The organism is Delftia sp. CH05, assembly GCF_009827015.1.
In the GTDB taxonomy this organism is placed as follows: domain Bacteria; phylum Pseudomonadota; class Gammaproteobacteria; order Burkholderiales; family Burkholderiaceae_C; genus Comamonas; species Comamonas tsuruhatensis.
Map to the genome: position 1 here is coordinate 43216 of NZ_WUMG01000005.1, position 17733 is coordinate 60948.

A 17733-nucleotide genomic window follows, 5' to 3' on the forward strand; every position below is an offset into this window, starting at 1 on the left:
CCTGCCGGCGCTGCGCGGGGCGGACCCGCCATGGGTTTACAATCGCCGTTTGCTCCTCTCCGTAGTTCAATGGATAGAACGGGCGCCTCCTAAGCGCCAGATACAGGTTCGATTCCTGTCGGAGGGACCATCAGATGGTTTTTGCATTAATCATTTGCGCGCACTGTAAATGGTCTGGTGACATACCGGGGACATGAACAGTGCAGAAACGACAAGAGCCCCTCGACACCGGATAGGGTGTTGAGGGGCTTTTTTGCATCGCACACCGTCATAGATCGCGATTCGCCCCGCTCCCGTTCGGGGCGATCGTCCAGAGCCAGTCCTATGTACGGAACCGATAGCACAGGCTGACGAGCTGCTGCAGCCTCGGCGCACCCATCAAGCACGCGGACTGAGTCGCTTGCGGTTTGGCATGAATTGGATGGAGCCTTTGCCCGACTGCCGCAGCATGGAGACTCAATGGCCGCAGGACCCTGCACCTGCAGCAAAAACACAACAACTGGGGGGGACTCTCCTACCCCAGCCCCCCCTGATGAAGCGCCTGGTAACGCGATCTGCTCAGACTTGCTCAGATTCAGAATGTTTCTTTTTGTTCTAATTTGTAGCAAAAGTCTCACTATGAGACCAAGGCCCAAACCTCCGGTCCAAGCAATTCTTCTTTCCAGCCTCCCCAATCCTCAAGGCGTGCATTGCAAGCTTTCAGGGGTTTTCCTCAAAGGTGTCCACACATGATTCAGCGCCGTTCTTTGCAGCACGTCCTCGCCGCCGCTTCGCTCTCACTCATTGCCTGTGCCGTAAGCGCCGCCGATTACGCCTATATTCCCAATTCAAACAGCAGAACAATTTCGGTCATCAATACCGCGACTGGAGAACTCGCCACCACATTAAGTCCAGCAAGCATGGACGCAACGTTAAATGATAACATCTACACTCTTGCATTGCGACCAGGCGCCAACAATGAGTCGTGGTTCGGACAATACAGATACAACAACAAACTGGGAGTTATTGACACAACAAACAACTCCCTAAAAGCAGTTATCGACAACACTGGATCATCTGTCTCCATCACCTTTTCTGCAGATGGTGCCATCGCCTACGTCAGTGATTACGTCAATAGTAAGCTGCATATTATAGACGCCAACTCCAAACAAATCACTGCCAGCTTAAATACGGGATGCTGGACAATCTCCTCTGCACTAAGCCAAGACGGTGCCTCACTTTATGTGCGGTGTGGAGACACTGGTGAGATCAAAAAACTGGATACTGCCACCAACACGTTATCCACACTGGAAAACGTCTCAAATTCGGGATTTGGCTTGGCTTATGACCCGACAGGAGCCGGAAAACTATATACGTCGAGCAATGCTGGCAACACGGTTGGCCTCATCGATTTGGCAGACAACACGGTTACTCAGATCACAATAAGCGGTATTAATGGCACCGCCAAGGCAGTAGCAGTTCGAAAGAATGGCAGCAAACTATATGTTGGCGGAAACAACAATGTACTGCACGTCGTTGACACTGCCAACACTTCAACACAGAAAACGCTCACACTGAGCGGTGAGGTCTCAGGTATCACGGGCCTTGGTATCTCGGCAAACGATGCGGCGCTGTATGCTGTAACAGCGAATGGCACAGTCCATGTCATTGATGTCGCCACCGATACGGAAACCAAGACGATATCTGCCGCAGCCGGCGCCTCTTCTTTATGGATCTGGGGTGACTTCCTCGGCAACGTCGTCGCCAGTGCCACGCCGGGTGGACCCTCGGTGGCATCGATTGCCCCGCAGGGCACACCATCAGCCAGCGCCACAAGCATCAATTTCGCAGTGACCTTCAGCGAAGCGGTCAACGGAGTGGATGGCACCGATTTCGCGCTGACCACTACAGGCACCGCCACCGGCACGATGGGCACGCCATCCAGTGCCGACAACGGCATCACATGGACTGTACCCGTCACTGCCATCAGCGGCACGGGCAGCCTGCGCCTGGACCTCAACAGCAGCGGCACCGGCATCGAGAGCACCGCAGCAGCCAAGCCCATTGCAGGGGGCTTCGCGACAGGAACCGTGCACAACGTTGATGTACAGGTGCCAGTCGCTGGCGCTTGTGGCACGGCGGCGGGCCAAGCCACGGCATTGGCCCCTGCAGCGGGCCTGTGCAGCGCGGGCACGGCTACGGCGATCTCCAGCGCCAGTGGCAAATACACCTGGCAGTGCCAGGGCTTGAACGGCGGCAGCGCCAACAGCTGCGAAGCCCCCTGGTCCACCGCTGGAGGCAGCAAGGCAATGGTCGCACTGCAGACAGCCAACGGTTGGCAGGTGAGCAACGCCAGCTTCAGCACCACGCCACCCGCGACCGCTCCGCAAGGCGTGACTTTCCCCTCTGGACTGCTCTCGCTGAATCTCAGCAGCGGCAACCTGGGCAGCGATGCAACCGTCACCCTGAACTTCAGCACACCGGTGCCTGCAGGCGCGGTATACATGAAGTACGGCCCCAGCCCTGATGGTTTCAACTGCCAAGGCGCAGCATGTGCTCAACCACACTGGTACCAACTGCCTGCCAACCGTGCTGTGCTGGCATCGGACCGGCTGAGCGCCACGTTGACGCTGACCGACGGCGGGCTCGGCGACAACGACGGCATAGCCAACCAATCCATCCAGGATCCGGGAGGCTTTGCACTGCTGGCAGCACCCGCCAGCACTGCGGCGATTCCCACCCTGTCTGAATGGGGCATCATCGCGCTGTCGTCCCTTCTGGCCATGTTCGGCATCGCAAGAATGCGCCGCCGCCAGGGCTGAAAACAAAAGCCACCTTCGGGTGGCTTTTTTCATTTCACCGGCCGCGAAACGAGCAACCGGGCTTACCGCTCTCTGCCGTCCCTCAATGCATTTCCTTGATAGCTCCATGGCAAGAACCCAGAACCCGGCTCCAACACAAAAAATCGTCACCGTCAGCTGACTCAATGCCTACCATGGGTCAATACTGGAAATCCTCAATTCAATCCCATTGAGATGATCGCAATGTGAATGCGATCTCAATATCAATTGAAATGCCCTACCCGACACAATAAAAAAACAATTCCTTGCAAAATAAAATCCGCCTTCATACACTCCAGTCTCCAACTTTCATGGAGGAGAACGCAATGACTGGAATTCGTCGTGATGTCAATCAAGGTGGAACTGTCTGGAATGAAACGCTGATCTGGTATTCCAAGGCCGTGGGGCACCTTTACTCTCTTCCCATTACGGACAGGACCAGCTGGAGATATCTTGCCGCCATTCATGGCATCAACAAGAGCGGCTGGATCAGTGCCGGCGTGCTTTCGGCCAAGGACCCTTTGCCACCCACATCCGAAACCGAGGAGATGTGGGACCAATGCCAGCATGGCACCTGGTACTTTCTTCCCTGGCATCGCGGCTATCTCGCCGCATTCGAAGCCATTGTGGCGAAGACCGTCAAGGAGCTTGGCGGTCCTGCGGACTGGGCGCTTCCCTATTGGAACTACCTGAATTCCAGCAATCAGGCCGCACGCAACATACCCCAGGCTTTCCTGGAAGAGAAATTGCCGGATGGTTCTCCCAATTTCCTGGCCAAGGCCAGGCGCAATGGGTCAAAGCGCCTGGGACCAACGCCTGACATTCCCCGTGATATCACGCTGGGTTGCCAGGACTACCACCGCTTCACCAGCGCTCCCGGCACCTTGGAATACGGCGGTGGCATCACCGCCTTTTCCCATGACGGCAGCGACACTGGCGCCATTGAATCCAATCCGCACAATCTGGTTCACATCATGGTCGGCGGACTGCAGGAGCCCTATGGATTCATGTCAGACCCCGACTATGCCGCCCTGGACCCGATTTTCTGGGTGCACCATTGCAATGTGGACCGGCTTTGGGCCGCCTGGCTGACCCAGCCCGGCAACATCCAGGACAACAGCGCCGCCTGGAGCAACGGACCTGCCGGCCGCGGCTTCGTCATGCCGGACACCGAAGGAAAGCTGGCCTCCTATGATCCGGGTGAAACCCTGCCTGGCGGTGCGCTGGCCCCTGACTATGACAATCTGACCAGCGGCACGGGCGCCACCACGCTCACGGCCAGCACGGCAGGCCTTACACCGCAGGAGATCGACATGCCCGCAGAATTCTCGACGGTCCCGCCGCCCGCGCCGCGTGTACTGGGCTCCAATGCGGAGCGGGTCATCGTGGGCCGCACGCCGCGGCTGACCACCGTATCGATCGCGGACCCCGGTGCCGCAAAGGTCGAGTTGCTGCAGGCAGGCGCCGCGCTGCCGCGGCCACAGCGCTACTTTCTTCACCTGGAAGGCATTCGCGGCAATGCGCCCAGCGGCGTGCTGACGGTCTCCATCGGCTCGCCCGGGGCGACAGCGCGGCATGCAGACACCGTCGCCCTGTTCGGATTGGCCAAGGCCTCGGCCAGCGACGGACCGCATGGAGGCAACGGACTGGGCGCCACCATCGACATCACCGATGCCACGCAGGCCATCCTGGACGCAGGCGGCAGTCTGGACCAGTTGAACGTGGCCATCGAACAGCCCGAAGCCGACCCCGGGCGCGAAATCACCGTGGACCGCGTGAGCGTGGTCGCACAGGACGCCACCCGCTAAGGCCCGCGTATGGACGCGCTGCTGAGAGACCTGCGGACCGCTCCCGCGCCAGCACTGATGGCCGTGTCGGGGGCAGGCTTCATCAGCCTGGCCATCAGCCCGCCTGCCACGCCCGGCCTGTCGCTGTGCGGCTCGCTGTCCTCGGTCACGCTGGCCGACCTGTCGCCGCTGGTGCTGGACGGGCACACGCTCGGCATCCTCGGTGTGGCATGGCTGGCCATGGTTCTGGCCATGATGCCGCTGCTGGCACTGCGGCAGGTGCGCCACGCCATGCGATCGAGCGTGGCCCGCCGGCGCCTGCTGGCGGCGGGCCTGCTGCTTGCGGGCTATGCGCTGGTGTGGATGGCGGCCGGCCTGGTCATGGTGCCGCTTGCCGCCCTCTTGCACGCAGCCGCGCATCCCGCGCTCATTCTTGCCTGCATTGCCGTGGCGGTCCTGTGGAGTTCATCGCCCGCAGGAACGCGCGCCCACAATGCCTGCCACAGGCTGTACCCCGTGGCCGCCAGCGGCCCCACGGCCAACCGGGACAGCCTGCAGCACGGACTGCGAACCGGCGTGGCATGCGCCACGGCATGCTGGCCGTGGATGCTGGCGCCCTTCGCCTTTCCCGCGGCCTGGCACCTGCCGGCCATGGCTGTTGCTGCCGTTTTACTCTTTGTGGAGCGCACAGGCCCATCGCTGCGGCCCGCCTGGCGCCTGCCCTATGTCCTGCGGCGCCTTCTGCACGGCAAGCCGCGCACGTCGCTGGGCCGGGCGACAAGACACTGAACCCTGTGGAGGGTGAACCTCACCCCCGCCCGGCCAGCTCCGCCACCCCTCGCACCAGCGCACGCCCGGCGTCCGTCGCCTTGCCGTAATGCGCCAGCAGTGCCTGTACATCGGCGTCGGGCGCATGGGAGCGCAGGGACAGCAGCACGTAGCCGATATCGACGCCGGCAAGGTGCAATTGCTGCAGCGCCGTGGCGTCGGGGACGAGGGCGCCGGACTCGAATTGCTGCAGGACCTGTTTGGCTTGGCCGGCCTTGCGGGCGAGTTCGGCTTCGCTGAGGTTCAGGCGCTGGCGTTCCTGTTGCAGGCGGGCGGCAAGGGTGGGTTCGGGGCGCTCATGCTGGATGGCGTTCGGATCAAACGAGCGGAGGCCGGTCAGCACAAAGGAAATGTCCAGGCCATGCGCAGAAATCCGTGCAAGAAACTCGGCGCTGACGGTTGCCACGTCACGCTCCCAGTCCTGATAAGTGCGCATTTTGGTGCCGCCCAGCTTGGCCATGTCCGCTTGAGACAGGCCGAGACGCTCGCGCTCCTGACGAAGGCGTTCACCAAAAATTACACGGATTTCTGCATTCATCTTGTTGACGACCACGGATTTCCGTGCAATAGTCGATGTACCTTGTAGACCTTGACTTCAAATACTACCTGACCCCTCAGGCGGCTCCTTTGCGCGCCTGTACGTTGCACGAAGGAGGTCCATGAAGCACTCCGCCGCCAAACCGTCGCGCAAGAAGCTCGCCAAGGCGGACCGCGCGCTGTTCCTGCAGGCCGCTGAAGCACTCACGCAGGCCGCGATGACCGACGAGAAGCACCGGCACAGCGGGGAGTCCGACCGCCTGCTGCGCATCGCCAGCGATGTGGCACGCCACGCGGCGCAGCCCGGCTCGACGTGCGATCTGCAGAACACGGCGTTTGACGTGGCCGCCTGCATCAATTCGGCGCGGCTGGTGCCCGGCGATGCGGAGTCAGGCCCACGCACCCGCCTGCTGGCAGTAGCGGCCCAGGCGCTGGCTCAGATATCAGAGACGCCGGTGGACGGGATCGTGTTTCCGCGCACCACGCTGTACGAATTGCAAGCGAGGCTGGACACCGGTGCAACGCCATCGCAGTGGCGCGAACTGGCCCGCGAGGCCAACTACGAGGTCCAGCAGTTGGCGCAGGTGCTGATGCAAATGGGCGACTACCAGAACACGGAGAGCCATATCGTGGCGCACGGCATGGCGGCACGCATCTCGCAGTTGTCGGAGATCGTTTACGTGGCGGCCGCCCTGCATGGCGAGCACCGTGATGAATGGGGTTCACAGACCTTTCGTGACGTGCGCGATGTCTTTGAAGGCGGCATGGGCCGCCCGGGGTGAACCGGGTGCGGATCAGCCCTGAACGACCACGTTCTCCAGCCGCAGCACGGCCTCGCGCACTTCGCCCAGCCGCGTGTCCTGCGCCTGCGAGGCCTGCCACGCCACACCGACCCACAAAGGCCTCGCCACGCGCAAGCCGCGTCTGCACATCGGCGTCGGGCGTGGCGGAGCGCAGAGACAACAGCACCTAGCCAATATCGACTCCAGCAAGGTGCAGTTGCTGCAACGCCGTGGCGTCAGGGACAAGGTCGCCGGACTCGGACTGCTTCAGGGTCCGTTGGTCCTGGCCGGCTTTGTGGGCCATTCGGCGAAGTTCAAGCGCTGGAACTCTTGGTACAGGCGGGCGGCGAGGGTTGGTTCGGGGCGCTCGTGCTGGACGGTAAATGAGTTCCTTATGCTATCTTTGCTTAATATTGAGGTGGATAACAGCAGCAATCATGCGCAATATCATTTTGCCAAACTGGATAGCTATCGGGATCCCTGAGACAGCACATAATTGCGCCACAACAGGTTCCATTAAGAGATTGGCAACGGATATCGCAGCAGCCATACGTTCCTGATGCACTCTGAGATTTCAGGACAATAGGACTTTCCAAGCTCAAATCGCAGGTTTTTCTAGGCATATTTTTCAAGTATCCCTCTTCGTCCTGGATGTCAGCTATGGTTACCTCCACCTGCATCTCGTCAGATGCTTCGTCAAGTCTGAAAAAGGCAGGAACTGATTTTTCCACAACTGCAAAAATATCGCGCTTGGACAACCAAGTTTCACCACCCTCTACACCAGAGTATAAAGTCGCAGATAAGCTATATTTCTTCAAATTATTCACTTGAATATTTTTTATCACATATTCTATAGCAACAATCATTCCTTCTTGACTGGATGTGAGCTTTATTGAATCACCCAAACCCACGACGGCACTCCTTTTAACCACCTCACCCTTGAAATGAGTGGATATTTTCACCTGCACGACCTCTTCATTCGCCAGGACGGTATCAGGAAAAATCGCACTCAATATTACAAAGAAAAAAACAAGTAAACTTTTCATAATTCTCCCCCAGAAATATTAAGAACCATAGAAATATCGCCTATTGATTTAATACAGGCGAGTTGCTCAACTTGCGCCAAGCAGCCTTCGAGAGGGAACGTGGTCCAATCAATTGAATCCTAAAACTCCAGCTTGGGAAAAGCTGAGAACTGGATAATCAAAAGCACCAAAAACCCAACTCCAAAGGTGGGCGGCATTGTTCTGGCGTGACCATCCGCCAAGAGCGGACCGGCGCAGCTGGAGTCAGCGTACGGCTACTGATTTTTAGGGGCTGGCCCAATGCTATAGGGAAATTCTATAGATGCAATAAATGCGTGCAAACAGGCTATCGATAGTTTAAGAATTTTCTTAGGAATCCTCTGCAAAAATCGACTTTTTCTGTGACAGCCAACTTCAGGCATGAACTATCTATCGTTGCAATCGCAACGACTTACAGGCGACTGGCTGTCTGGACAGTGTTGTGATGAATGGTGCGTAGCAGATCGTTTTTGATCTGTGCAGAGGACCCTTAACCTTCTGACCGATGCTGCCGATCCATGTACAGTGCCCACCGGTTGGCAAAGTTCATGGCGTGGGCCAGTCGGCGAGGCTGACTTGGACAATCGGAGTCACAAGGTGAGGCAGACTGCCTACTCGGGCCATAGGCCCCGAGTGCTCAGCTACCATCAGTGCCCCAATCACCGATGCAGTCCCCCTGAAAGGCCCTCATGCTGCTGTACGCCGATTCGCAATTCGCCTCTCCCTATGCCCTGTCCGTGTTCGTGTCGCTGAAGGTCAAGGGGATTGACTTCGAGCTGCGCACGCTGGACCTTTCGGCGGGACAGAACACCGGGGCGGACTATGTGGCGGCATCGCTCACGGCACGGGTGCCCACGCTGGTGGACGGCGATTTCAGCCTGTCGGAGTCTTCGGCGATTTGCGAGTACCTGCAGGACCGCTTTGGCGGCGCACCGCTCTACCCCCAGGATGCGCAGGCGCGCGCCCGTGTGCGCCAGGTCCAGGCCTGGCTGCGCAGCGATCTGATGGCCTTGCGCTCGGAGCGCAGCACCGAGGTGGTGTTCTACCGCCCCACGCCCACGCCGCTGTCGGATGCGGGCCAGGCGGCGGCGCGCAAGCTGTTTTCGGTGGCCGGAGCCTTCATCCGCTCGGAGGGCGACCACATCGCCGGCCCATGGTCGATTGCCGATGTGGACCTGGCGCTGATGCTCAACCGCCTGGTGCTCAACGGCGACGCCGTGCCTGCGCTGCTGGCCGCCTATGCGCGCCGGCAGTGGCAGCACCCCGCCGTCCAGCAGTGGCTGGCCCTGCCGCGCCCGCCGCTGGCAGGCTGAGCCCCCCGGGATATTGGCAAGCCATGGACAGTCTTCTCTACATGGGCGTGCGGATCACGCCAGCATCACTGCCCAGCGATGTCACGCCCGGCGCCTGGCTGCCGCGCGCCACGCTGCTGGAGGTGGCCAGCGGCAAGGCCCTGGGAGCAGTCACCGAAGACCAGGGCTGCGACACGCGGCAGGAGGCCGATGCCCGTGCGCTGCGGCTGGGCAAGCGCCATGTGATGAAGGTACTGCACCAGGGATAAAGCGCCGGGGCGAAGGCCGCAGGCCCGCCCCTGTCAATCCATTTTCACGGCCACCAGCTTCCATCCCATCAGGCCTTCGCGCCTGAAGACGAAGCCGCCCGGCTCGCCGCGCGGGTGCACGAAGACCTTGGACCAGCCCTGGTACTCCACGGAGTAGTCCTTGCGCGGCGGCCCGCCCTGGGTGTCCACGCCCACGCCTGCGGCGGCCACGTCCGTGGGTTTGCCGGGCTTGCCTTTTTCCAGCATGAGCATGACGCCGTCGGGCGAGACCAGCGCCTCGGTGAACTGGCTGACCAGGCCCTGGGCCAGTTGCTGGCCAAAGCCGGCCAGGGGGTTGGAGGCTCTGTCGCCCGAGCCGCCCATCTGGGATTGCAGCCTGGCCATCATCTGGCCCTTGATGCTTTCGCGCAGCGCAGGGAAGTCCACGTAGCCGGAAAGGGCCTGGGCGTCGCGACGCTCCACGGCCTTGCCGATCTGGTGCAGGGCGATATAGGGCGATGCATAGAGCAGTCCGGCCGCAGCCACGCAGAGGGCGGCCAGCGCACCGGCCAGTGTTTTGGGTTTCATGGATCTCTTTCGTGAAAGCGTGCCAGCGGCCACGCGCAAACGCGGATTCTAGGCGGGCCCGTCCGGCGCGCGGCGCCGGCCAGGGACGGCCCCGGGCACAGGCCGTCTCTTCCTGCCGCAGCAATGGGCAGAGAACCCCTATCAGGCCAGGGCGAATACCTGAAAAGCTGGTATTGCCTGCCCCATCCGATTCATACTATAGTTTGTAACAAATAGTTTACAAACCAATACAACATGGATCGCCATTGGCCACGCAGGCCATCGGCAAGCCAGCATCGCCGTTTCCGGATGCCTGTGAGCCTTTGTGCAGACCGGGCATTTCCCGTGAATGAAATCTCATTTTCACGACCGAGTTCTTTTTGCGAGAGATGTGAGCCATCACGGGGCGGCCTGACAACGCGAGTACCCACCAACCATCCGCAATGCATGCAAAGGACGCAGTATGAATAATTTCAAGTTATCGACTCGCCTGACCGCCTTGATTGGTTTTCTCTCACTGCTCATGATCGTGATCGGCGCTTTCGGGCTTTATGGAATCAGCGAGTCCAACCGCCGATTCAAGGTGGTCTATGAAGAGCGCCTGGTCGCACTGGGCGATCTGCTGGAAGTGCAGCGCCTGCTGCTGCGCAACCGCAATGCGGTCTCGGGCGCCATTGCCGTGCACCTGCCCGAATACACGCAGCAAAAGCAGCAGGAGATACAGACCAACATCAACGACGTGAACAAGGCCTGGGCCTCGTTCCGCCAGACCCGGATGACAGAGGAAGAGGCGCAGCTGGCCGACCGCTTCGAGGCCGTGCGCGCGCTGTTCCTGCAGGGCTTTCTGAAGCCGGCCCAGCAGGCGCTGCTGTCCGGTGACCTGGAGCTGGCCCGGCAGCTGCTGATCGACAAGGACGAGGCGCTGTACGCGCCGCTGCGTGATGTGATCGTGCAGCTGACCGCGCTGCAGACCCGCGTCGCCAAGGAGGAATACGAGGCCGCGCAATCGCTGTACCAGGTGATTTTTGCGGTGGCCGTGGGCTCCATCATCGGGGGCGTGCTGCTGGGAGTGCTGCTGGGCTGGTCCATCATCCGCAACATGGCGCGGTCGCTGCGACAGGCCATCCATACGGCCGATGCCGTGGCGGCGGGAGACCTGACGCGGCACATCGATGTGCGCGGCAAGGACGAGGTGTCCATGCTGCTGCGCGCGCTGCAGACCATGCAGGAGGGGCTGCGCGGCGTGGTGCGCCAGGTGCACCAGGGATCGGTCAGCGTGGCGGCGGCCAGCGGGCAGATCGCGCAGGCCAACCAGGACCTGTCCTCGCGCACCGAAAGCCAGGCCAGCGCGCTGCAGCAGACGGCAGCCTCCATGGAGCAGCTCAGCTCCACCGTGCGCCAGAACGCCGACAACGCGCAGATGGCCAACCAGCTGGCCCTGGGCGCCTCCACCGTGGCCGAGCAGGGCGGCGAAGTCGTGCGGCAGGTGGTCGATACCATGCGCGGCATCAGCGAGTCGAGCCGGCAGATCGCCGACATCATCAACGTGATCGATGGCATTGCCTTCCAGACCAACATCCTGGCGCTGAACGCGGCCGTGGAAGCGGCACGCGCCGGCGAACAGGGCCGGGGCTTTGCCGTGGTGGCCACCGAGGTGCGCGGCCTGGCCAGCCGCAGCGCCGAGGCCGCCAAGCAGATCAAGCAGCTCATCACCGACAGCACCAGCCGCGTGCACAACGGCAGCGCGCTGGCCGACCAGGCCGGCACGACCATGGCCGAGGTGGTGGACGCCATACGCCGCGTGACGGATCTGATGGGCGAGATCAGCGCCGCCAGTTCCGAGCAAAGCTCGGGCGTGGCCCAGATCGGCCAGGCGGTCACGCAGATGGACCAGGCCACCCAGCAGAACTCGGCACTGGTGGAGGAGATGGCCGCCGCGGCCTCCAGCCTGCGCGGCCAGGCCGGCGATCTGGTGCGCACGGTGGGCGCCTTCAAGCTGGAGGCGGCAAGCGGCCATCAGCATGCCGCCGTGGAGCTGCAGCGCAGGCAGCCCATGCTGGCAGCAGGCTGAGACGGAAAGAAACAAGAGCGAAGAGCGCGCGCGAGAAGCCGCCAGACAGGCCAGAGCAAGGCAGCAACAGGCCCTGGCCGCCGGGCCAGTGCCTGCGGCTGGCTCAATGCAGCGCGGTGCCCCTGGCGCCGCGGCTGCGTGCCATCTTGACGCGGTACATGGCCGCATCGGCCTTTTGCAGCGCGTCGTCGGCGTCAATGGAGTCCGGCCGCAGGCAGACCACGCCCACGCTGGCGCCGCCGTAGTCCAGCGTCTTGCCATCGGGCAGCTCGACCTTCATGACCGAGGCCTCCGACAGGCGCTGCTGCAGGTCGCGCGATACGGCGTCGGCCTCGCTGCCGAACAGCGGGCCCACGCCGATGAAGACGAACTCGTCACCGCCGAAGCGCGCCAGCATGTCGGCGCTGCGCAGATGGGAGGACAGGCGCTCTCCCATGGCGCGCAGCAGTGCGTCGCCGGCCTCGTGGCCGTGCTCGTCGTTCACGTTCTTGAAGCGGTCCAGGTCGATGAAGCCCACCACCACGCATTCCTGGCTGCGTGCGCAGCGTGCAATGAGCCGGCCCAGCTCGTCGGTGAGGCAGCGCCGGTTGGGCAGGCCGGTCAGCGGGTCCAGCAAGGCCAGTGCCGCCAGCTCCTGGTTGGCCTTGCTCAGGCTGGTGATGAGCTGCTCGCGCTCCACGCGCTCGGCGATGAGGTTGGCGAACAGGCGCAGCAGGCCCTGGGCCTCGGTGCTCAACGCCTGGGAGGTCTTGCTGGCCGCGCACAGCGTGCCGTAGAGCTGGCCGTCGGAAAAGCGTACCGGGGCGCTGGCGTAGGTGCGAATGCCCAGTTCACGCGCGGCCTCGGAGTCGCCCCAGCAGGCACCGACATCGGGCGTGTACATGCGGCCTTCGTCCAGGGCGCGCTTGCACAGCGTGTCGCCCCAGGGGACGACCAGGCCTTCGGGAATCTGCATCTCGCTCGCGTTGCGCGCGTACAGCACGCGCTGCTGGCCCTGTTCTTCGTTGATGGTGGTGAGATAGGTGGACTCCAGATGCGTACTCTCTTCGAGCATTTGCAGCAGGGGCCGCGTCAACTCTTCCAGAGAATGCGCCTGGGTCACGGACTGGGACAGGCGCTGGACAAGGGACTCCATGAAATACCTCTCGAAATGACGACGGAAGCAGACTGCCCGCGCGCCTGATGAGGGAATGGGAAGGCAGGCGGGCCGGCACCAATTTGGGGATTGTGACCCGGCCAGACGCAGGCGGGAAGCATCCCGGCCGCGCTGCAGGCCGACAAGCCTGCGCGCCACGCGCCGCTGTCAGCAGGCCGACACAGGCGGCCATATCACCTGCACGCGCAGGCCGCCCAGCGTGGGCGAGCGGTCGAGCAGCAGGCGTGCTCCATGCCGCTGGGCAATGGTCTGCACGATGGCCAGGCCCAGTCCGCTGCCCTGCGCCTGCTGGCCCGCAGAAGCCGCTGAAGGCCCGCGCACAAAGCGCCGCAGCACCAGTTCGCGCTCGCTTTCGGCAATGCCGGGGCCCGAGTCCTCGACCACCAGCGCGCGGCCCTGGGCATCGCTGCGCCAGCCCACATCGACGCGGCCGCCTTGCGGCACGTACTTGATGGCGTTGTCCAGCAGGTTGCGCACCAGCATCTGCAAGGCCTGTGCGTCGCCCGCCACGGCAAAGGACTGCCGCAGATGCGGGGACTCGCTCAGGCCCATGTCCAGGCCGTGCTGCTGGGCCGCCACGGCCTGGTCCGCCAGGGCCTGCTCCACCACCTCGCGCATGTCCACGTCCGCAGGTGCGGCCGTGGCAGCGCCGTGCTGCCCCTGCATGCCTTGCGGGCCTGGGGCCGTGCCTTGTACCGTGCCTTGGGCTTCCTGCCGCGCCAATGTCAACAATTGTTCGACGAGCCGTGTGGCCCGGTCTATGCCGGCCGAAAGACGCTGCACGGCCTCGTCATGCGCGGCCGCATCGGGCGCGCGCTGCAAGGCCACCAGTTGCAGCTTGAGCGCGGCCAGCGGAGAGCGCAGCTCGTGCGCGGCGTCGGCCACGAAGTGCTGCTGCGCCTCGAAGGCCTGGCCCACGCGCTGCAGCAGCGCGTTGAGCTCGGCCACCAGGGGCCGCACCTCGTCGGGCAGGCCCTCGGCCGGCACGGGGGCCAGGTCCTGCGGGCGGCGCGCGGCCAGCTCGCGGCGCACGCGCTGCACGGGCGCCAGCGAACTGCGCACCACCCACCACACGGCCAGCGCCAGCACGGGCGCCAGCAAGGCGATGGGCAGCAGGCTTTGCCAGGCGGCATCGCGCGCCAGCGTGCGGCGCACGCGCATGTCCTGCGCCACCTGGATCACCTGCGAGCGCGTCTGCAGCGAGAACACGCGGTAGACGGTGCCGCGCGCGGGCACATCGGCAAAGCCCAGCACGGCCATCTGCGGCAATGCCGCACCCAGCGCGGACTCGAAAATGCGCAGGCCCTCGTTGGTCCAGACCTGGACGATGAATTCGTGGTTCTCATCCTCGGGCGGCGTGCCCTGGGGCCTGCCGCGCGCATCCACCGGCAGGCCGGCGCGCAGCGCGAAGGCGGTCTGCTGCATCTGGTAGTCGAACAGGGTGTCGGTCTGCAGCAGCGCGTTGCGGTAGGCCAGCAGGCCCTGCAGCAGCGCCGTGAGCACGATGGCCGCGCCCAGGAACAGGAGCAGCCGCGTGCCCAGTGCGCCGGGCAGGCGGCCGCGCAGCCGGGCGATGACAGAGGAAGCCGGCGCCGTCATGGCTTGGGCACCATGTAGCCCACGCCGCGCACATTGAGGATCAGCCCCGCGCCCAGCTTCTTGCGCAGGCCGTGGATGTAGACCTCGATGGCGTTGCTGCTGACCTCGTCGCCCCAGCCGTAGAGCTTGTCCTCGATCTGCTGGCGCGACAGCGTGCTGCCCGGGCGCGCCAGCAGCGTCTCCAGCACCGCCCATTCGCGGCCCGAGAGCACCACGTCGCGCCCCTCGACACTGGCCTCGCGCGTGGCGGGATTGAGCCGCACGCCTTCGCGCTCGTACAGCGGATCCATTGCGCCCGACGCCCGGCGCGCCAGCGCACGCAGCCGCGCGAGCAGCTCGTCCAGGTCATAGGGTTTGACCACGTAGTCGTCGGCCCCCGCATCCAGCCCGGCAATGCGGTCGCGCACGGCATCGCGCGCCGTGGCCACCAGCACCGGCGTGCGGTCGCGGCGCCCGCGCAGGCGGCGCAGCACCTGCAAACCGTCCTGCCCCGGCAGGCCCAGGTCCAGCAGCACCATGTCATAGCCATGGCCGCCACCCGGGCCGGGGCACAGGGCCGCATCGGCCTGCAGGCCGTCACGGACCCAGTCCACCGCATGGCCCTCGCCGCGCAGCAGGGTCTGCACGGCCTCGCCGATCATGGCGTCATCTTCGACAAGCAGTAAGCGCATGGCAGAAGAATAGCTCCCTGGACGGCTGGCTCAGTTCTGAGGCACATGCCGCCCGAAACTGGCGCGCTCAAACGTCAGGGGCAGCGAGCAAGGGCCTAAGCCGGCCGCGCCGCCCCGCCGCGAGGCTGTCGTCCCCCTCCTTCGCGAAGCGATTAGAGAGGGGGAAGGCGCGCAGCGACTCAGGGGGTGAGCGGCGGTCACACCGCCGCTTCAATCTTCGGCATGGCCATGCGGGCCTTGGTCAGCGCCATGCCCAGGTTGGCCGTGCGCCGGCAGACGAAGACGGCCACGTAGTCGGGCATGAGCTTGCCGCGCAGGAAGACGTGGATGAGGTTGTCGCTGTTGACGATGAGTTCCTGGAAGTAGTGGTGGCCGTCGTCCTTGAGGCCGCGCGATTTCTTGAACAGGCTCTCGATCATCGAGACGTTGGGGCCGTTGAACAGGTCGGCCGTGGCAGCGGCCACGAGATCGATGACTTCGCGCGGATGCGAGTCCACCGTGCGGATGGCCAGCAGCATGCCGGAGGCGGCATCCACATAGCCGATGGCCAGACATTCGGGCACCGAACCGGCCACCTCGCTCAAAACGTTATCAAGGCTCATTGCAGCTTTCCTTTTTTGTGAATGGATGTGATCGGTCAGCCCATCTTCAGCAGCAGTGCCACTTCGTACGCATACAGCAGGTCCTCCTGGGCCTGGGACTGCACGTACTGGGCATCGATGAGGCGCACGCGGCGCAGCGCCTCGTCGGCGGTGAGGCCCTCGCGCACCAGCCATGCGGCCAGCACCGTACCCGTGCGGCCCAGGCCGGCCAGGCAGTGCACGGCCAGCACCTCGCCCGCGCGCAGCATGGCCGACATGCGCGCCAGCAGCATCTGGATCTGGGCCACCGACGGTGATTCGTGGTCCCGCACCGGCAGGTGCAGGTTGCGCAGGCCATGGCGCTGCAGCGGCTCCTGCGGCAGGTCGTTTTCGGTCAGCGTGATCAGCACGGTGACGCCGCAGCCGCGCAGGGCCTTCAGGTCGAAGTCCATGGACTGCACCACGCCCGGTTGCGGCGCGCCCGCCAACCGGCCCGGCACCAGCCAGGCAAAGCCGCTGGGGCCACGGCTGGCCGGCACGGCCTGCGGGTCGGCCACCAGCGGCTGCCAGTCCACCAGCACGGAGGGATTGACGGCGCGCGGCCGGGCTGCGGCAGCGGGTGCCGGTGCGGACGCGGGTGCTGGTACCGGCGCAGGCACGGGTGCAGGCCCGGGCGCAGATGCGGGTACAGGCATGGGTTCGGATGCAGGCTCGGCGGCCACTGCGTCCGACAGGAATTCGGAGATCGCGGCCACGGCCGCTGCAGGCAGCGGAGGAGGCAGGGGCACGCCCTCCTCCAGGTCTTCGGCCCGCGCATCGGGCGAGGCCACGGCACAGCTGCCGGTGCGCAGGAACTGCTGGCCCGCCAGCGACAGCGGCGCACGCTGGAAGGCTTCCATGGATTGCGCCTCGGCAATGCGGCCGCCGGCCAGCAGCAGCATGTCCTGCGCCACGGCCTGTGCGTGCTGCTGGTGGTGCGTGCTCATCAGCACGGCCGTGCGCTGGGCCACCTGGCGCAGCAGCTCCAGCAGCACGAAGGCCTCGTAGCCCTCAAGCTCTGCCGTGGGCTCGTCCACCATCAGCAGGGCCGGCTCGGCCAGCGCCTCGCGCAGGATGGCCACGGCACGCTGCTGCACGGGGGACAGCTGCAGCGCCGGCTGGTCGAACATCAGCGCAAGCTCGGGAAAGCCGAAGGCCTGCACCTGGGCGCGGCACCAGTCGCGCAGCGCATGCGGCACCAGCTTGAGGCGGGGCCGGGCCAGCTCGACGATGGCGTCGAAGGTGCTGGCCATCATCAGCCGGGCCTGCTGCTGCACCAGGCGCGGCGCCTGCATGGCGCCGGTCCATTCCTGGCCCGCGTAGCGCACGCTGCCCCAGCGGCGAAAGCGCGGATTGGCGGCATTGAGATCGGCCAGCGTGCGCAGCAGCGTGGACTTGCCCGAGCCGCTGGGGCCCAGCAGGGCCGTGATGCCGTGGGTGGGCAGCGTGAAGTCCACCTCAGCCAGGATGACGCGCGCGCCGAACGATGCGCCCAAACCCGCCGCCTGCAAGCTGTAGTCCTGCTTCAAAGCATGCCCTTCCTGTTTTGCCATGGGCCCTTGCGGGCGCTTCTTCCTGAAACCAGAACGGTGCACGCCCGCCTGGATGGGCCGGCAGTCTAAGCGTATTCGCTCTATCTCAAATCGTCACAATTTGAAACACCGCTAACGCAAAAGGACGCGAATTCACAGA

The 17733-nt window shown here is 63.9% G+C and carries 15 protein-coding genes and 1 tRNA gene; 8 read left to right on the plus strand and 8 right to left on the minus strand.

The annotated features are described in order from the left end of the window. The first annotated feature begins 55 nt into the window (after positions 1-55). From GRX31_RS06515 to GRX31_RS06530, 4 genes are all read left to right on the plus strand, one after another. A tRNA-Arg gene (locus tag GRX31_RS06515) sits at positions 56-130 on the plus strand. A gap of 598 nt (positions 131-728) precedes the next feature. Beyond that, positions 729-2801, plus strand: a complete 2073-nt coding sequence (locus GRX31_RS30510) for an IPTL-CTERM sorting domain-containing protein (protein WP_237426619.1) — start codon at positions 729-731, stop codon at positions 2799-2801. Positions 2802-3085: 284 nt separating this feature from the next. Continuing rightward, positions 3086-4627 (plus strand): tyrosinase family protein, encoded by a 1542-nt coding sequence (locus GRX31_RS06525; RefSeq protein ID WP_237426620.1) that lies wholly within the window; start codon positions 3086-3088, stop codon positions 4625-4627. 9 nt (positions 4628-4636) lie between these two features. Continuing rightward, entirely contained in the window at positions 4637-5395 is a 759-nt protein-coding gene (locus GRX31_RS06530; RefSeq protein ID WP_016447904.1) for a copper chaperone, read from the plus strand. 19 nt (positions 5396-5414) lie between these two features. Here GRX31_RS06530 and GRX31_RS06535 read toward each other — a convergent pair whose 3' ends face one another. Further along, positions 5415-5987 (minus strand): helix-turn-helix domain-containing protein, encoded by a 573-nt coding sequence (locus GRX31_RS06535; RefSeq protein ID WP_225971056.1) that lies wholly within the window; start codon positions 5985-5987, stop codon positions 5415-5417. 106 nt (positions 5988-6093) lie between these two features. Between GRX31_RS06535 and GRX31_RS06540 the strand changes: the two genes are divergently transcribed. Next, complete coding sequence (locus GRX31_RS06540; protein WP_047217498.1) at positions 6094-6753, plus strand: hypothetical protein; 660 nt, start codon at positions 6094-6096, stop codon at positions 6751-6753. A gap of 407 nt (positions 6754-7160) precedes the next feature. Here GRX31_RS06540 and GRX31_RS06545 read toward each other — a convergent pair whose 3' ends face one another. Continuing rightward, positions 7161-7799 (minus strand): hypothetical protein, encoded by a 639-nt coding sequence (locus GRX31_RS06545; protein WP_016453214.1) that lies wholly within the window; start codon positions 7797-7799, stop codon positions 7161-7163. 707 nt (positions 7800-8506) lie between these two features. Here GRX31_RS06545 and yfcF point away from each other — a divergent pair. Then, positions 8507-9130, plus strand: coding sequence for a glutathione transferase (yfcF, locus tag GRX31_RS06550; protein WP_160851943.1), 624 nt, complete (start codon positions 8507-8509; stop codon positions 9128-9130). 23 nt (positions 9131-9153) lie between these two features. Then, positions 9154-9378, plus strand: a complete 225-nt coding sequence (locus GRX31_RS06555) for a hypothetical protein (RefSeq protein ID WP_026062392.1) — start codon at positions 9154-9156, stop codon at positions 9376-9378. 33 nt (positions 9379-9411) lie between these two features. Here GRX31_RS06555 and GRX31_RS06560 read toward each other — a convergent pair whose 3' ends face one another. Continuing rightward, a complete protein-coding gene (locus GRX31_RS06560; protein ID WP_017405438.1) occupies positions 9412-9945 on the minus strand; it encodes a DUF2939 domain-containing protein in 534 nt (177 codons plus the stop codon). 442 nt (positions 9946-10387) lie between these two features. Here GRX31_RS06560 and GRX31_RS06565 point away from each other — a divergent pair, with 442 nt between their 5' ends. Further along, positions 10388-11995 (plus strand): methyl-accepting chemotaxis protein, encoded by a 1608-nt coding sequence (locus GRX31_RS06565; RefSeq protein WP_016447912.1) that lies wholly within the window; start codon positions 10388-10390, stop codon positions 11993-11995. A 103-nt stretch (positions 11996-12098) separates the two neighbouring features. Here the strand turns inward: GRX31_RS06565 and GRX31_RS06570 are convergent, their stop codons facing one another. The 5 genes from GRX31_RS06570 to GRX31_RS06590 all read right to left on the minus strand — a co-directional run bounded on the left by GRX31_RS06570 (position 12099) and on the right by GRX31_RS06590 (position 17570). Beyond that, positions 12099-13130: a sensor domain-containing diguanylate cyclase gene (locus GRX31_RS06570; RefSeq protein ID WP_016453209.1), complete on the minus strand. Its 1032-nt coding sequence runs from the start codon at positions 13128-13130 to the stop codon at positions 12099-12101. A 168-nt stretch (positions 13131-13298) separates the two neighbouring features. Continuing rightward, positions 13299-14750, minus strand: coding sequence for an ATP-binding protein (locus GRX31_RS06575; RefSeq protein ID WP_160851945.1), 1452 nt, complete (start codon positions 14748-14750; stop codon positions 13299-13301). Continuing rightward, positions 14747-15421, minus strand: coding sequence for a response regulator (locus tag GRX31_RS06580; protein WP_017405435.1), 675 nt, complete (start codon positions 15419-15421; stop codon positions 14747-14749). The genes GRX31_RS06575 and GRX31_RS06580 overlap by 4 nt, the downstream gene beginning before the upstream one ends. Positions 15422-15618: 197 nt before the next feature. Then, positions 15619-16023, minus strand: a complete 405-nt coding sequence (locus tag GRX31_RS06585) for a hypothetical protein (RefSeq protein WP_012203525.1) — start codon at positions 16021-16023, stop codon at positions 15619-15621. A gap of 35 nt (positions 16024-16058) precedes the next feature. After that, the gene (locus GRX31_RS06590; RefSeq protein WP_160851946.1) at positions 16059-17570 is read right to left on the minus strand and encodes a phosphatase domain-containing putative toxin; all 1512 of its coding nucleotides are present in this window, start codon (positions 17568-17570) and stop codon (positions 16059-16061) included. Between the last annotated feature and the right edge of the window lie 163 nt (positions 17571-17733).

Coding starts and splice junctions, on each gene's coding strand:
- GRX31_RS30510 (WP_237426619.1), top strand. CDS start 729: ATGATTCAGCGCCGTTCTTTGCAGCACGTCCTCGCCGCCGCTTCGCTC.
- GRX31_RS06545 (WP_016453214.1), bottom strand. CDS start 7,799: ATGAAAAGTTTACTTGTTTTTTTCTTTGTAATATTGAGTGCGATTTTT.
- GRX31_RS06540 (WP_047217498.1), top strand. CDS start 6,094: ATGAAGCACTCCGCCGCCAAACCGTCGCGCAAGAAGCTCGCCAAGGCG.
- GRX31_RS06585 (WP_012203525.1), bottom strand. CDS start 16,023: ATGAGCCTTGATAACGTTTTGAGCGAGGTGGCCGGTTCGGTGCCCGAA.
- GRX31_RS06570 (WP_016453209.1), bottom strand. CDS start 13,130: ATGGAGTCCCTTGTCCAGCGCCTGTCCCAGTCCGTGACCCAGGCGCAT.
- GRX31_RS06580 (WP_017405435.1), bottom strand. CDS start 15,421: ATGCGCTTACTGCTTGTCGAAGATGACGCCATGATCGGCGAGGCCGTG.
- GRX31_RS06560 (WP_017405438.1), bottom strand. CDS start 9,945: ATGAAACCCAAAACACTGGCCGGTGCGCTGGCCGCCCTCTGCGTGGCT.
- GRX31_RS06575 (WP_160851945.1), bottom strand. CDS start 14,750: ATGACGGCGCCGGCTTCCTCTGTCATCGCCCGGCTGCGCGGCCGCCTG.
- yfcF (WP_160851943.1), top strand. CDS start 8,507: ATGCTGCTGTACGCCGATTCGCAATTCGCCTCTCCCTATGCCCTGTCC.
- GRX31_RS06565 (WP_016447912.1), top strand. CDS start 10,388: ATGAATAATTTCAAGTTATCGACTCGCCTGACCGCCTTGATTGGTTTT.
- GRX31_RS06555 (WP_026062392.1), top strand. CDS start 9,154: ATGGACAGTCTTCTCTACATGGGCGTGCGGATCACGCCAGCATCACTG.
- GRX31_RS06530 (WP_016447904.1), top strand. CDS start 4,637: ATGGACGCGCTGCTGAGAGACCTGCGGACCGCTCCCGCGCCAGCACTG.